This window comes from Terrabacter terrae (assembly GCF_039529575.1).
Lineage (GTDB): Bacteria > Actinomycetota > Actinomycetes > Actinomycetales > Dermatophilaceae > Terrabacter > Terrabacter terrae.
The window spans coordinates 254,794-268,313 of sequence record NZ_BAAANB010000003.1 but is presented as its reverse complement, the minus strand read 5'-3'; the positions used below and the strand labels follow the sequence as shown (position 1 = coordinate 268,313).

At 70.5% G+C, this 13,520-nt stretch carries 11 protein-coding genes and 2 tRNA genes; 9 read left to right on the top strand and 4 right to left on the bottom strand.

What is annotated here, in order from left to right:
• Nucleotides 1-23: 23 nt before the first annotated feature.
• Genes ABD194_RS06595 through ABD194_RS06585 form a run of 3 tightly spaced genes read left to right on the top strand, consistent with a single transcriptional unit; the run spans nucleotide 24 to nucleotide 3,374 of the window.
• Complete coding sequence (locus ABD194_RS06595; RefSeq protein WP_343989256.1) at nucleotides 24-1,367, top strand: Dyp-type peroxidase; 1,344 nt, start codon at nucleotides 24-26, stop codon at nucleotides 1,365-1,367.
• A 9-nt stretch (nucleotides 1,368-1,376) separates the two neighbouring features.
• Nucleotides 1,377-2,255 (top strand): enoyl-CoA hydratase/isomerase family protein, encoded by an 879-nt coding sequence (locus ABD194_RS06590; protein WP_343989254.1) that lies wholly within the window; start codon nucleotides 1,377-1,379, stop codon nucleotides 2,253-2,255.
• Nucleotides 2,256-2,300: 45 nt separating this feature from the next.
• Nucleotides 2,301-3,374 (top strand): sulfite oxidase, encoded by a 1,074-nt coding sequence (locus ABD194_RS06585; protein ID WP_343989252.1) that lies wholly within the window; start codon nucleotides 2,301-2,303, stop codon nucleotides 3,372-3,374.
• A gap of 116 nt (nucleotides 3,375-3,490) precedes the next feature.
• Here ABD194_RS06585 and ABD194_RS06580 read toward each other — a convergent pair whose 3' ends face one another.
• From ABD194_RS06580 to orn, 3 genes are all read right to left on the bottom strand, one after another.
• Nucleotides 3,491-3,622, bottom strand: a complete 132-nt coding sequence (locus tag ABD194_RS06580; RefSeq protein ID WP_343989250.1) for a hypothetical protein — start codon at nucleotides 3,620-3,622, stop codon at nucleotides 3,491-3,493.
• Nucleotides 3,623-3,871: 249 nt separating this feature from the next.
• Nucleotides 3,872-3,947 (bottom strand) — tRNA-His (locus tag ABD194_RS06575).
• Between the two features lie 157 nt (nucleotides 3,948-4,104).
• Nucleotides 4,105-4,728 carry an oligoribonuclease gene (orn, locus tag ABD194_RS06570; protein WP_343989248.1) on the bottom strand — a complete coding sequence of 208 codons (624 nt, stop codon included), beginning with the start codon at nucleotides 4,726-4,728 and terminating at the stop codon, nucleotides 4,105-4,107.
• 125 nt (nucleotides 4,729-4,853) lie between these two features.
• On the opposite strand from orn, the gene ABD194_RS06565 reads away from it, so the two are divergent.
• The 6 genes from ABD194_RS06565 (at nucleotide 4,854) to ettA (ending at nucleotide 12,419) form a co-directional block, all read left to right on the top strand.
• Nucleotides 4,854-6,056 (top strand): PrsW family intramembrane metalloprotease, encoded by a 1,203-nt coding sequence (locus tag ABD194_RS06565; RefSeq protein ID WP_343989246.1) that lies wholly within the window; start codon nucleotides 4,854-4,856, stop codon nucleotides 6,054-6,056.
• A gap of 56 nt (nucleotides 6,057-6,112) precedes the next feature.
• A tRNA-Arg gene (locus tag ABD194_RS06560) sits at nucleotides 6,113-6,185 on the top strand.
• A 217-nt stretch (nucleotides 6,186-6,402) separates the two neighbouring features.
• Entirely contained in the window at nucleotides 6,403-8,112 is a 1,710-nt protein-coding gene (locus ABD194_RS06555; RefSeq protein WP_343989244.1) for a GTPase family protein, read from the top strand.
• On the top strand, nucleotides 8,109-9,830 hold the full coding sequence (locus ABD194_RS06550) for a GTPase (RefSeq protein ID WP_343989242.1): 1,722 nt from the start codon (nucleotides 8,109-8,111) through the stop codon (nucleotides 9,828-9,830). Before ABD194_RS06555 ends, ABD194_RS06550 begins: the two co-directional genes overlap by 4 nt.
• 224 nt (nucleotides 9,831-10,054) lie before the next feature.
• Nucleotides 10,055-10,657 carry a single-stranded DNA-binding protein gene (locus ABD194_RS06545; protein ID WP_343989240.1) on the top strand — a complete coding sequence of 201 codons (603 nt, stop codon included), beginning with the start codon at nucleotides 10,055-10,057 and terminating at the stop codon, nucleotides 10,655-10,657.
• A 79-nt stretch (nucleotides 10,658-10,736) separates the two neighbouring features.
• On the top strand, nucleotides 10,737-12,419 hold the full coding sequence (gene ettA / locus ABD194_RS06540) for an energy-dependent translational throttle protein EttA (RefSeq protein ID WP_343989238.1): 1,683 nt from the start codon (nucleotides 10,737-10,739) through the stop codon (nucleotides 12,417-12,419).
• A gap of 68 nt (nucleotides 12,420-12,487) precedes the next feature.
• On the opposite strand, the gene ABD194_RS06535 is transcribed toward ettA, so the two are convergent.
• Nucleotides 12,488-13,507: a magnesium transporter CorA family protein gene (locus tag ABD194_RS06535; RefSeq protein ID WP_343989236.1), complete on the bottom strand. Its 1,020-nt coding sequence runs from the start codon at nucleotides 13,505-13,507 to the stop codon at nucleotides 12,488-12,490.
• Nucleotides 13,508-13,520 lie beyond the last annotated feature (13 nt).

Below are 13,520 nucleotides of genomic sequence, written 5' to 3'. Positions count from 1 at the left end.
GACCGAGCAGTGGAGGAGACGACATGAGTGTCGGGCCGAAGACCGTCCTCGAGCTCGACGACATCCAAGCCGGAGCGCTCCACGAGCGCCCATCGCCGTACGTGGGCCGTTACCTCCTGCTCCAGCTCCACGATGCGGGAGAGGGGCGCGAGCTCGTTCGGCGCCTTCACACCCTGCTCGCCGCCCAGAATGACGGGCCGGAAGCCGAGACGCCGGCCTGGATGACAGTCGCCTTCACGTGTGCCGGACTGGCCGCGCTCGGCGTGCCGCAGTCGATCCTGGACACCTTCCCGGACCAGTTCCGTGAGGGAATGGCGCGGCGTGCACAGGACCTGGGTGATGTGGGGCCGAGCGGACCGGAACACTGGGAGTGGCCCCTCGGGACGGATGCTGTGCACGTGGCGGTCTCGGTGCTTGCCCCGGACGAGAGGCACCTGGAGCTCGTGGCGGAGCGTGCGCGTCAACGCCACGCAGATCTCTCCTCGGTCGAGGTGGTCTGGCGGCAGGACTGCTACCAGCTGCCCTCGGGCCGCACGTCGTTCGGGTTCAAGGACGGCATAGGCAACCCCGATGTGGAAGGAAGCGGACTGCCCGTGCGCAACCGGCGGGAGCGGCCGATCAAGGCCGGCGAGTTCATCCTCGGCTACCCCGACGAGACCGGGTCGCTTGCGCCCATGCCGGCCCCTGAAGTCCTCGGCCGCAACGGTACGTTCCTGGTGTTCAGGAAGCTGAGGACCGATGTGGCGGCCTACCGCCGCTACCTGAAGGAGGTCGCCCGAAGCCGCGAGGAAGAGCGCCTCCTCGCCGCGAAGATGGTCGGTCGTTGGCCGAGCGGTGCACCGCTGACGCTGGCACCCGACTCGGACGACCCGGATCTCGGTGCGGACCCGGCACGCAACAACTCGTTCGGCTACCGCGAGGACCTGCGCGGCTTCAAATGCCCCGCGGGAGCTCACGCTCGCCGCGCGAACCCCCGCGACGCCCTCGAGGACGAGAACAGCGTCGACGTGCGGCTGCATCGGCTGATCCGTCGAGGGACGAGCTACGGCCCGATGCTCGCGGAGGGAGTCCTCGAGGACGACGGCGTCGACCGCGGGATCATCTTCGTCTTCGCGGGTGCCCACCTGAAGAGACAGTTCGAGTTCGTCAAGACCCAGTGGATCAACGACGGTGTGTTCATCGGCGCCTCCGACGAGAGCGACCCTCTGCTCGGCGGCACGCACACACCGACCGACTTCACCATCCCGCACGTGCCGGTCCGGCGACGGCTGCGCCACCTACCGTCGTTCGTCACGACCCGCGGCGGTGAGTACTGCTTCGCGCCGGGACTGCGGGCCCTGAAGTGGCTGGGCGAGCTGGACACCTGAGGAGGAGCCATGACCGACCAGAAGACCTCGGAGCCGGGAAGGGCCACGAACCGATGGGCTGCCCTCGACTTCGCACCACCGTCCGCTGTGGAGGACCCAGAGCCCGCCGTCCTGGTCAGCCACGTCGACGACGGTCGCGTCGCGGTGGTCACCCTCAACCGACCACATGCCGACAACGCCATCTCCACGGAGATGGGAGTGCTGCTCACCGATGCGCTCGAGACGATCGCGGTGACGAGCGCTGTCCGCGTCGTCGTCGTCACCGGTGCCGGCGACCGCGCCTTCTCGGTCGGCAGTGACCTGCGCCAGCGCAAGACCATGACCAAGGAGCAGTGGCTGCGGCAGCGCCAAGACTTCGACCGCACGCTGTACACGCTGCGCCAGCTACGCAAGCCGGTCTTTGCCGCCGTCAACGGGATCGCCTTCGGCGGCGGCTGCGAGATCGCGCAGAGCACCGACTTCATCATCGCCAGCACGAACGCCGTGTTCGGACAGCCAGAGGCGATGCTCGGGCTCGCCGCCGGTGGCGGCTCGCCGGTCTTCCTGCCGCGCGCGCTTCCGCCCGGGAAGGCACTGCAGATGCTCATGACCGGCGAACCCATCGGCGCCGCCGAGGCCCACCGTCTCGGCATGGTCAACGAGCTGCACGAACCAATCGGCCTCATGGACGCCGCGCTCCGCGTCGCTGTGAAGATCGCAAGCAACTCGCCCACAGCGGTACAGGCCGTCAAGCACGCCGTCCGAGCAGGACAGGGGGAGCCGATCGAGCAGGCGATCGGGATCATGATGGAGGCCCACTGGCGCTCCGCGGTCCACCCCGACCGCGTCGAGGGAATCGGGGCCTTCAACGACAACCGTGACCCGGTATTCCGCGACGCGGACTACTGACCTCTCGCCTCACACCGAGCACGTCGACGACCCGCAGGAGGACCCGTGACCACCAACATCGACATCCAGCAGGCCCGTGAACAGCTCGTCATGATCAACCCTCAGCCCTACAACGCCGAGGCCCCGCCCCACGCGCTGGACTCCGAGATCACTCCAACGCGGCAACACTACGTGCGCAGCAACTTCTCGCTGCCCTCACACGACGGCACACTCAGCGTCGGCGGGGCCGTCGAGAACCCGTTCTCACTGACCTTGGCAGAGCTTCGTGCGCTGCCCGCCCTCGAGCGCGCCGTCACCCTCGAGTGCGCCGGTAACGGCCGCCTCGACACCCGGCCGCTGCCCACCGGTGAGCCATGGGGCGGCTACGCCGTCTCCACGGCGGTCTGGCGGGGGGCCCGACTCAGCGACGTGCTGGCCCGGGCCTGTCCTCGAGCCGAGGGGGTCGAGGTCCGCTTCACCGGCGCCGACAGCGGCACCTATCACCTCACCCCGGTGCTGCCGGAGACAGGAGACCACCTCGCCTTCGTCCGATCGCTCACCCTGTCTCATGCGGCCGACCCCGCCAACGAGATCCTCATCGCCTACGACATGAACGGCGAGCCGCTCGCGCCGGACCACGGCAGACCGTTCCGACTCGTCGTGCCGCACTGGTTCGCGGTGGCCTCGGTCAAGTGGCTGCAGAGCATCGACGTCCTCACCGAGCCCTTCAACGGTGAGTTCCAGACAGGTCACTACATCTACCAGTGGCCAGACCGGGCACCCGAGCCGGTCAGCCACATGCGCGTCCGGGCCCGCATCACCGACCCCCCGCCCGCAGCCGCCATCCGCGCCGGCACCTACACCATCCGCGGCCGGGCCTGGTCCGGAACCGGCTCCATCACCGCCGTCGAGGTCAGCCTGACCGGCGCCGGCGAGTGGCAGCCCGCCCGCCTGGACCAGCCGACCGGGCCCTACCAGTGGCAGAGCTGGAGCTTCACCTGGCAGGCCACCCCTGGGCGGCACTCACTGCGCGCGCGAGCCACCGACGCGGCCGACAACGTCCAGCCCGACGTCCCTCCGTGGAACCGCCTCGGCTACGGCAACAATGCCGTCGAGGTTCATTACGTCGACGTCGTGTAGCCCGTCACAGTCCGGCAAGGCGAACGACTGGGTGACAGACGTGCCCTGTGCGCGCTGCCGCCACGTTCTGCACTCTGGCGGAGTAGGTCACTCTCATCCCCGATGAGGCGCAACGCTCAGCGGCTACTTGCCAGGCCCGGTCGCCCGAACGGGTTGCGGTCGAGCAGCGGCCGCGGGTCGTAGCCGAGCGCGACGTTGAAGACCTGCGACAGGAGCGACTCTGTGTTCCGGCGGGTCTTGTCGGACAAGGCCGTTCCCGGTCGGGGTTGCCGGCGCGGTCGTGCAGCGGTTGCTGCTGCAGCCACGTCTTCCACCCCCTCATGGTCGGGACCGGCCACGGCGTGCCGTCGAGCGTCGGAAGGGGGGCGGGTCTGGATGAGCGCGATGTCGACGTCGCCGTCCTCGTGCTGGCGGGGCGGCTCCGGAAAGCACTGTGGCCCGTGCCCCCTCCGGAGGGGGCACGGGCCACAGGTCCGCCCCGCGCGTGCGGGGAACCATGGGGTGAGTGACGGGACTTGAACCCGCGGCCACCTGGACCACAACCAGGTGCTCTACCAGCTGAGCTACACCCACCATGCACAACACGAGCCGGGCCCGAAGGCTCGGCGCCGCGTCACGGCGTCGACAATGCTACAGGCTCCGGTGAGGTGCTCGTGACCACCCCGGCCGGACGGCATACGTCCTCTTTTCCGTATGCCGTCCCCACGTCCTTCACGGGTCAGTGCTCGGGTCAGTGCTCGATGACGTGGGGCGTCGCGAGAGCCTTGGCGGTCGCACTGTCGGGGCCGGGCTGGGGCACGAAGACCGCCTGGCGGTAGTACCGCAGCTCGGCGATCGACTCGCGGATGTCGGCGAGGGCACGGTGGCCGCCGGACTTCTTGGGGGCGTTGAAGTAGACGCGGGGGTACCAGCGGCGGGAGAGCTCCTTGATCGAGCTGACGTCGATGATCCGATAGTGCATGTAGGACTCGAGCACCGGCATGTCGCGCGCGAGGAAGCCGCGGTCGGTGGCGACCGTGTTGCCACCGAGGGGCGCCTTGCGCGGCTCCGGCACGAAGGTGCGGACGTAGTCGAGGACGATGTGCTCTGCCTCCTGCAACGTCACGCCCGAGGCCAGCTCGTCGATGAGCCCGGAGGTGGTGTGCATGTCACGGACGAAGTCGTCCATCTGCTCGAGCGCCTCGTCCGGCGGCTTGACGACGACGTCCATGCCGTCGCCGAGCTGGTTGAGCTCGAAGTCGGTCACGAGCGCGGCGACCTCGACCAGCGCGTCGGACTTCAGGGACAGGCCGGTCATCTCGCAGTCGATCCAGATGATGCGGTCGGCGATGGCGCGGTGGTTGGTGTCGCTCACCGGTCCACCATAGAGGCTGGGGAAGCCCCGGCCCCTCGACCGCATACCCTCGTGATCCTCTTGTGCAGGACGTGCAGGACGTGCGGGACCGGGGACTCGGACGCTCCCTGCACTAGCCTGCCTGCATGACCTCAGGGGACCTGACGACGCAGGGTCCGGGTGGCGCCTCAGGCGGCGGCCCGGGCGGCCAGCTGCAGCAGTGGAGCACACTGCCCAACCCCACGCGCAGGCCGATGCTGCGCCGGGCCCTGACCATCGGCGTCGCCGCCTCGGTGTTCCTGATGTGCCTGCTCGTGCTGCTCGGCATCCTCGGTGAGCGGCTCACGACGCAGACGCTGGTCACTGCTGCGCTCACCGCGGTCATCCCGCTCCTCGTCATCGTCCCGACCTTCCTCTGGCTCGACCGCTACGAGGCGGAGCCGGCCCGCTACATCGTCTTCGCCGTGCTGTGGGGCGCGCTCGTGGCCGTCGTCGGCGCCTTCTTCCTCAACACCTACGGGCTCAAGCTGCTGGTGGAGGCCCGCTGGACGGACCCGCTGGAGACCGGGGCGGTCTACCTCGCGCCGGTCACCGAGGAGACGCTCAAGGGCCTGGGCATCCTGCTCATCTACCTGCTGCGCCGCCGAGAGTTCGACGGCATCATCGACGGCATCGTCTATGCCGGCCTCATCGGCGCCGGGTTCGCGTTCAGCGAGAACATCCTCTACCTCGGGCAGGCGCTCAACGAGTACGGCAGCGAGGGCCTCACCTCCACGTTCCTGGTGCGCGGGCTGATGGGCCCGTTCGCGCACCCGCTGTTCACGTCGATGACCGGCATCGGTATCGGCATCGCCGCGAGCGCGCGCCGGCCCGCCACCCGTGTCGTGGCGATCGCGGTCGGCTGGGGCTGCGCCATGCTCCTGCACCACCTGTGGAACCTCTCGGCCATCGCCGGTCTCGAGGGCTTCTTCCAGGCGTACGTGACCTACCAGGTCCCGATCTTCCTGGTCTTCATCGGCTTCCTGCTCTGGCTGCGTCGCCGGGAGGGCCGCCTCATCGGGCAGTACCTCTCGCCGTATGCCGACGCCGGATGGCTGACGCACGCGGAGGTCGTGATGCTCTCGCACCTGCGGATGCGTCGTGCGGCGCGGGAGTGGGCCCGCCAGAACGGTGGTCGCCCCGCGAAGCACTCCATGCACGCCTTCCAGGACAGCGCGAGCGACCTTGCGCTGCTGCGCTCGCGGCTCGTGCGCGGGACCGCGGAGGAGGGCGCGACGCAGCGCGAGATGGTGCTGCTGCAGGCCATCACGGCCCACCGGCGCGGCTTCATCGGCTCGCCCGTCACCTGAGCGGCCGGCAACTCGCCGGGTGCCTATCATTGGCACGGTGCCCGAGCGGGCGCCCGGCCCCTGTAGCTCAGCGGATAGAGCAAGAGCCTTCTAATCTCTTGGTCGCAGGTTCGAGTCCTGCCGGGGGCGCCTGCCGACCACGACCGAGCGCGTGCAGCTCTGCAGCGGCGTGCTGGAATGCCCCGAGCAGCAAGGACACCCACCGCTGTCGTATGCGTTCCCGGCCCTCCCGCAGTACCGCCCGCTCCCGCCGGGGCGTGCTCTACGGCCGACTCGGGGTAGGTGCGAGGTGCGGCACGCGGCCTTTCGGTTTGGTTGTGCCACTTCGACACGAAAGGATACGGGTGTGGCAGGTGATGAAGGGGCGGGCACTGCCCGGCTCCTCGAGAGCGTCAAGGCACTTCGCTCTGCCGTCTCCGACACCACCCTGCCGCTCGATCTCCCCGGCGCACCGGAGGCCAGGTCGGCTCGCACCCGCCTGCTCGACCAGCTCGACGACTACGTCATCCCGCGGCTGACGGCCCTCGACGCGCCGCTGCTCGCCGTGGTGGGCGGTTCGACGGGAGCGGGCAAGTCGACTCTGGTCAACTCCGTCGTCGGTCGTGAGGTCTCGCTGCCGGGGGTGCTGCGCCCGACGACCCGGTCCCCGGTCCTCATCCACCACCCGTCCGACGCGGCGTGGTTCTCCGGCCCGCGCGTGCTCCCGGGCCTCGCGCGCATCACCGGCCGCCACTCGGCCTCCGACGGCCCCGGCGCCGTCCGGCTCGTGTCCACCGACGAGGTCGCGGCCGGACTCGCCCTGCTCGACGCCCCCGACATCGACAGCGTCGTCGAGGCCAACCGCGATCTCGCCAACCAGCTGCTCGCGGCCGCCGACCTCTGGATCTTCGTCACCACGGCCGCGCGCTACGCGGACGCAGTGCCGTGGGAGCTGCTGCACGACGCGTCCGAGCGCGGGACCGCCGTCGCGGTGGTCCTCGACCGGGTGCCTGCCGCGGCGGTCGACGAGATCCGCACCCACCTCGCGTCGATGCTGCGCGAGCAGGGACTCGACCAGGCACCCATCTTCACGGTGGTCGAGTCCGAACTCGTCGACGGCCTGCTGCCCCGGGGCCAGACCGAGCGCCTGACGGCCTGGCTCGCCGCCCTGGCCGGCGACGCCGCCGCGCGCGCCGACGTCGTGCGGCAGACGCTCGAGGGCGCGCTCACCTCGCTCGAGAGCCGGACCCAGGCACTCGTCACGGCCGCCGAGGAGCAGACGGCGGCGGGCCGGGCGCTCGTCCACGTCGCCAGCGCCGCCTACGAGGAGGCCGCGGCCGAGGTCCAGGAGGGGATGGTCGACGGGACCCTGCTGCGCGGCGAGGTGCTCGCCCGCTGGCAGGAGTTCGTCGGCACGGGTGAGTTCTTCCGCCAGGTCGAGTCCACCGTCTCGCGGATGCGCGACCGCTTCACCTCCTTCCTGCGGGGCGACCCGGCTCGGGCCGACGACCTGGGTGAGGCACTTCAGTCGGGCGTCGAGTCGCTCATCGCCAACCGTGCCGAGCTCGCGGCCGGTTCGGTGAGCCGCGCCTGGCGGACGCTGCCCGGCGGTGACCAGCTGCTCCACTCGCACCCGGGCCTCGCCGGCTCGGGCAAGGACGTCGACCGGCGCATCCAGCGCCTCGTGCGCGACTGGCAGGGCGACATCCTGCAGATGGTCCGTGACGAGGGCCGCGACCGTCGCACGACGGCGCGGATCATGGCCTACGGCGTCAACGGCCTGGGAGTCGTCCTGATGCTCGTCACCTTCGCCAGCACGGCGGGCATCACCGGTGCCGAGATCGGCATCGCCGGCGGCACCGCGCTCGTGGGCCAGAAGCTCCTCGAGGCCGTCTTCGGCGACCAGGCCGTGCGCGAGCTCGCCCGCCAGGCCCGCGAGCACCTGACCACCCGCGTCGACGAGCTGTATGCCGCCGAGCGGGATCGCTACGAAGGAGCTGTCACGACGTTGCACGTCGACACCCAGCAGACCGAGCAGCTGACCGCCGCCGTCCGTGAGCTGGAGGGCGCCCGGTGAGCCCGATCAGGATGGGCAGCGCCACCGTGAAGGCCGTCTCCGCCGCAGAGCTGGGCGCCCGCACCACGGAGCTGTCGCTCGCGCTGGTCTCGGGGGCCACCGAGCTCGAGCCGGCCGGTGTCGCGATCGCCCGCAGGGTCATCGACAAGGCCGTGGAGCGCTCGGGCATCAGCGGCGACCACACGGTCGTCGCCCTCGCCGGAGCCACTGGCAGCGGCAAGTCCTCCCTCTTCAACGCCCTGGTCGGCGCCGACGTCGCCACGATCGGCGCACGGCGTCCCACGACGTCCCGTCCGACCGCTGCCGTGTGGGGCGACGACGACGCCTCCGAGCTGCTCGACTGGCTGGGGGTGCAGGCTCGCCACGTGGTCGAGACCCCGGGCGGGCAGCCGGCCGCCGGTGGGGGAGCCCGGCCCGGCGGGGGCCGGCGGCAGGACGCGGTGGTCGGCTCGCTCGACGGGTTGGTCCTGCTCGACCTGCCCGACTTCGACTCCCGCGTGCTGGAGCACCGCCGCGAGGCCGAGCGGGTGCTCGAGCTCGTGGACGTCTTCGTCTGGGTGACCGACCCCCAGAAGTACGCCGATGCCCGCCTGCACGACGAGTTCGTCAGCCTCCTGTCCCAGCACGACGCCGTCACGCTGGCAGTCCTCAACCAGGCCGACCGCCTGTCCGCCGACGGCATCGAGACGATCACCGGGGACCTCACGAAGCTGCTGGTGAACGACGGGGTGGCCGCCGCGCAGGTGTTCGCGACCTCTGCATCGACCGGTGACGGCATACTCGAGCTTCGTCAGCGGATCACGAATGCAGTTGCAGGACATGCTGCCTCGCGCCAGCGGCTGCGCGCCGACGTCGTCGGCGCCGCCACGAAGCTCAGGCCCGGGGTCGCAGACTCCGAGCCGGACCTCGGACAAGTCCCGCGTGCCGAGCTCGACAGCTCCCTCGGCCGGGCGGCTGGGGTGCCCATCGTGCTCGACGCGGTCGCCCGCGACTACCGCCGCGAGGCGTTCGCCCACACCGGCTGGCTCTTCGCGCGCTGGACCAAGGGCTTCGCCGCCGACCCGCTGCGCCGGCTGCGCCTCGACCGGACGGGCGGGCGTCCGCCGATCCACGTCGACATCGACGGCGCCGACGTCCGGGCCGTCCTGGGCCGCTCGTCGATCCCCGCACCGAGCGCCTCGACGGTCTCCGCGGTCGAGCTTGCCACCCGCAGCTTCGTCCGGGACGCGTCGCAGGGGCTGCCGGTGCGCTGGGCGCACGCTCTCGAGGACGCCGTCGACCGTGGGGATGGAGCCCTCGGCGACTCCCTCGACCGGGCCGTCATCGGCACCTCGCTGCGCGGCCGTCGGCCTGCGTGGTGGTTCGTCGTCAACGTCCTCCAGTGGGTGCTCGGGCTCGTGGCCGTGGCCGGCCTCGTCTGGTACGCCGTGCTCTGGGCCTTCGCGCTGCTGCAGCTGCCCAGGCCTGGGACCCCCGCGCTCGGCATCCTCCCCCTGCCGCTCGTCATGGTGGTCGTGGGTGTGCTCCTCGGCATCGGCCTGGGGGTGCTGTCCCGCTGGTGGGCGCGGGTCGGGGCGCGGCACCGCAGGAGCGTCATCGGCGAACGCCTGGCCGAGTCGGTCGCGGCCGTGGCAGACGAGCACGTCCTCGCCCCCGTGGACGAGGTGCTGGCCCGGCACCGCGAGACCCGCGGCCACCTGGAGGCCGCAGCCCGCTGACGGGCGCGGCTCGGCGACCGCGTCGAGGCCGGGATGCCCTACCGCAAGGCGTACGCCGGACAGGAGACGCCCCGCGCGACGCCTGGGAGCTGCTCGTCCACACCCGCCTGCGACGGAGGCCGCCTTTCCACAGGCCGCGCCGAGGCCCTTCCGCGAGAGTCCGTGCCGGTCGAGGGTGGGTCACGGCGGCGCAGGGCCGCCGTGGACCTCTCCAAGGAGCACCCATGAACGAGACCCGCATCACCGTGCACGGCAACGTCGTCTCCGAGCCCGTCGAGCGCCGGGCCCGCAACGGCAGTCCCTATACGACCTTCCGCATCGCGACCACGCCCTACCGGCGCACCGCCGACGGCCGCTTCGTCGACGGCGAGACGAGCTTCTACAACGTCATCGCCTTCAACGCGCTGGCCGCCAACGCCGGCACGGCGCTGCGCAAGGGCCACCCCGTGATCGTCGAGGGCAAGCTCTCGATCAAGCAGTACGTCAGCAACGAGGGCCAGCCGCGCACCTCGCCCGAGATCGACGCCGACCACATCGGCCACGACCTCTCGTGGGGGCGGGCCAGCTTCGAGCGCGTGAGCCGGGCCGCGGCCCTCGGCCACGACCGCACGGCCGACCCCGACGTGCAGGCCGCGGTGCGGGCACTCGCTGAGGGCGGCTCCCTCGAGCAGCGCCCGGCCCACGTCGACGCCGACGGTGTCGTCGACGACGACTACGACCTCCCGGACGACCTGTCCGACGGGGCCTCGGGTGAGGGCGCGCAGATCCTCGCGACCGGCGACCCCGAGACCGACGACTACGAGGTCGTCGACCGGCTCAGCGCCTGACCACCTGCCCCGCCCGCGAGCGCCGGCACCGATGGACACGGATTCGGTGCCGCGCTCGCCGACAGATAGCCTTCTGCGCATGGCCGAGTACATCTACACCATGACCCGTGCGCGCAAGGCACACAACGAGAAGGTCATCCTCGACGACGTCTCGATGTCCTTCTACCCGGGCGCGAAGATCGGCATGGTCGGCCCCAACGGCGCCGGCAAGTCGACGATCCTCAAGATCATGGCGGGACTCGACCAGCCGAGCAACGGCGAGGCGCGTCTCGCTCCCGGCGCGAGTGTCGGCATCCTGCTGCAGGAGCCGCCGCTCAACGAGGAGAAGACGGTTCTCGGCAACGTGGAGGAGGGCGCCGGCGAGATCAAGGCGAAGCTCGACCGCTACAACGAGATCTCCGCCGAGATGGCCGACCCCGACGCCGACTACGACGCGCTGCTCACCGAGATGGGCAAGCTGCAGGAGGACATCGACCACGCCGACGCGTGGGACCTCGACAGCCAGCTCGAGCAGGCCATGGACGCCCTTCGCTGCCCGCCGCCGGACTCGCCGGTCACCACGCTCTCGGGAGGCGAGCGCCGTCGCGTGGCCCTGTGCAAGCTGCTCCTGCAGAAGCCCGACCTGTTGCTGCTCGACGAGCCCACGAACCACCTCGACGCAGAGTCCGTCCAGTGGCTGGAGCAGCACCTCGAGTCCTACCCGGGCGCCGTCATCGCCGTGACGCACGACCGCTACTTCCTCGACAACGTCGCCCAGTGGATCGCCGAGGTCGACCGCGGCCGCCTCTACCCCTACGAGGGCAACTACTCGACCTACCTCGAGAAGAAGTCCGAGCGCCTCCAGGTCCAGGGCAAGAAGGACCAGAAGCTGCAGAAGCGCCTCAAGCAGGAGCTCGAGTGGGTCCGCAGCAACGCCAAGGGACGCCAGGCCAAGAGCAAGGCGCGTCTGGCGCGCTACGAGGAGATGGCGGCCGAGGCCGAGCGCACCCGCAAGCTCGACTTCGAGGAGATCCAGATCCCGCCGGGCCCGCGTCTGGGCTCGACCGTCATCGAGGTCAAGAACCTCCGCAAGGGCTTCGGCGACCGCGTCCTCATCGACAACCTGTCGTTCTCGCTGCCGCGCAACGGCATCGTCGGCGTCATCGGGCCCAACGGTGTCGGCAAGTCGACGCTGTTCAAGACCATCGTCGGCTTCGAGCAGCCCGACGGCGGCGAGGTGAAGATCGGCGACACCGTCAAGATCTCCTACGTCGACCAGGGCCGCGAGGGCCTCGACCCCACGAAGAACCTCTGGGAGATCGTCTCCGACGGGCTCGACTACATCAAGGTGGGACAGGTCGAGATCCCGTCCCGCGCCTACGTGTCGCAGTTCGGCTTCAAGGGTCCCGACCAGCAGAAGCTCTCGGGAGTGCTGTCGGGTGGTGAGCGCAACCGCCTCAACCTCGCCTTGACCCTCAAGCAGGGCGGCAACCTGCTGCTCCTCGACGAGCCGACCAACGACCTCGACGTGGAGACCCTCGGTTCGCTCGAGAACGCCCTGCTCGACTTCCCGGGCTGCGCCGTCGTCATCTCGCACGACCGGTGGTTCCTCGACCGGGTGGCGACGCACATCCTCGCCTACGAGGGCACCGAGGAGAACCCGTCCAGCTGGTACTGGTTCGAGGGCAACTACGAGTCCTACGAGGCCAACAAGGTCGAGCGGCTCGGCCCCGAGGCCGCCCGCCCGCACCGCGTCACCTACCGCAAGCTGACACGCGACTGACCAGGCGCGCCTCACGCACGGCCAACCACCCGGCCGCCGCACCAGCTCGCTGGCGCGGCGGCCGAGCGCTAGATCCAGCCCTTGCGCCGGAAGACGCCGTAGAGCAGGGTCGCCGTCACCACGATGACGCCCAGGCTGAAGAGCACGCCGCCGTGCGACCCGAAGCCGGGGTAGGGCACGTTCTGGCCGAACCAGCCCGTCACGGCCGTCGGCACGGCGATGATGGCCGCCCATCCCGTCAGCTTCTTCATGACGGTGTTGAGCCGGGCGTCCTGCAGCGAGAGGTTCGTCTCGAACACCGTCGACACCATGTCTCGCAGTGACTCGGTCCACTCGGCAGCCCGCAGGACGTGGTCGTAGAGGTCGTCGTAGAAGCCGTCCAGCTCCGGCACCCGGTTCTCGAGGTCCCTGCGGTGTCGGAGCACGGCGTTGACGACGTCGCGCATGGGCAGGACGACGCGGCGCAGCTGGACGAGCTCCTTGCGCAGCCGGTAGGTCCGTATCTGCACGACCCGGCTCTGACCTCGGTCGTCGAAGAGCGTGTCCTCGAGGTCCTCGATGGCGTCGTCGAGCTGCTGGATCGTCTCGAAGTGCCCGTCGACGACCGCGTCGAGCAGCCCGTGCACGAGGACGCCGACACCGTGTCCCAGCAGGTCGGGGTCCTCGTTCCACCGCTCTAGCACCGGCGCCATGTCGAAGCCGGCGCTGCCGCGCACGGTGATCACGCCGCGGGGCAGGACGAAGGCGGAGATGCGGGTCAGGTGCAGCCGGGAGTCCGGCGCCGCGGGGTCGCTGCCGGGGGCCTCCAGCCGGGTGGCGTAGACGGTGAGGAAGGTGTGCCCGGGGTGCCGGGTCGCCTTGGGCCGTTCGCCCGTGGACACGGCGTCCTCGACGGCGTGCCGGTCCAGCCCCAGCTCCGCGGCGAGGGAGTTGAGGCCCGCACCGTCGGGTTCGCAAAGGTCGACCCAGACCAGCGACCCCTCCCGAGCCAGGTGCTCGGAGAGGTCCTCGAGCGGGAAGCCCTGCTGCACGAGCCGGCCCCGTTCCCACCGGCACGAGGTGATGCGCCCGCTTGCGTCGTTGCTCACCGGCCCAGTGTCG

Bases quoted from the DNA above. Each gene is read 5' to 3' on its own strand.
- ABD194_RS06595 (WP_343989256.1), top strand. From the start codon at position 24: ATGAGTGTCGGGCCGAAGACCGTCCTCGAGCTCGACGACATCCAAGCC.
- ABD194_RS06590 (WP_343989254.1), top strand. From the start codon at position 1,377: ATGACCGACCAGAAGACCTCGGAGCCGGGAAGGGCCACGAACCGATGG.
- ABD194_RS06565 (WP_343989246.1), top strand. From the start codon at position 4,854: ATGACCTCAGGGGACCTGACGACGCAGGGTCCGGGTGGCGCCTCAGGC.
- ABD194_RS06545 (WP_343989240.1), top strand. From the start codon at position 10,055: ATGAACGAGACCCGCATCACCGTGCACGGCAACGTCGTCTCCGAGCCC.
- ettA (WP_343989238.1), top strand. From the start codon at position 10,737: ATGGCCGAGTACATCTACACCATGACCCGTGCGCGCAAGGCACACAAC.